The sequence below is a fragment of the Arthrobacter sp. B0490 genome (genome assembly GCF_002929355.1).
Classification (GTDB): Bacteria; Actinomycetota; Actinomycetes; order Actinomycetales; family Micrococcaceae; genus Arthrobacter_D.
This window is the reverse complement of sequence record NZ_PJIR01000133.1, coordinates 1-576: the sequence shown is the minus strand read 5'-3', so window position 1 is coordinate 576 and position 576 is coordinate 1. Positions and strand designations below refer to the sequence as shown.

The 576-nt window shown below is 66.7% G+C and carries 1 protein-coding gene and 1 pseudogene; both read left to right on the top strand.

Annotated features, from left to right (window positions below; genetic code table 11):
• Positions 1-189: OprD family outer membrane porin (locus CXQ97_RS21115; protein ID WP_146069756.1), on the top strand; the 189-nt coding region annotated here is incomplete at its 5' end.
• 27 nt (positions 190-216) lie between these two features.
• A pseudogene (locus CXQ97_RS21110) lies at positions 217-576 on the top strand (tripartite tricarboxylate transporter substrate binding protein); the annotation flags it as partial.

Here is a 576-nt window from a genome sequence, read left to right as displayed (position 1 = left end):
GTCGACCGCGGCGCCGGCGCCAGCGAAGGCAAGACCTGGGAGCGCAACACCGACATCGCTTACGTCATCCAGAGCGGCCCGCTGAAGAATCTTGGCCTCAAGCTGCGCAACGCCACCACGCGAAGCAACTTCCAGAGCGATCTGGACGAGAACCGCTTCATCGTCAGCTACAGCCTGCCGATCTGGTAAACAGAACAAGAACGCGAGGACTACCCGATGAAAACCAGACTCAGCCGTATCGCCCTGCTGTCGTCCTGCCTGCTGCTCTCCAGCCAGCTGCTGGCCGCGCCCAAGCGCCCCGAGTGCATCGCCCCGGCCAAGCCCGGCGGCGGTTTCGACCTGACCTGCAAGCTGGCCCAGAGCGGCCTGAAGGACAGCGGCCTGCTCGAAGCACCGATGCGCGTCACCTACATGCCCGGCGGCGTCGGTGCGGTGGCCTACAACGCCGTGGTCGCCCAGCGCGCCGCGGAGGCGGGGACCATCACCGCCTTTTCCAGCGGTTCGCTGCTCAACCTCGCCCAGGGCAACTTCGGTCGCTATGACGAGAACGCAGTGCGCTGGCTCGCCGCGGTCGGC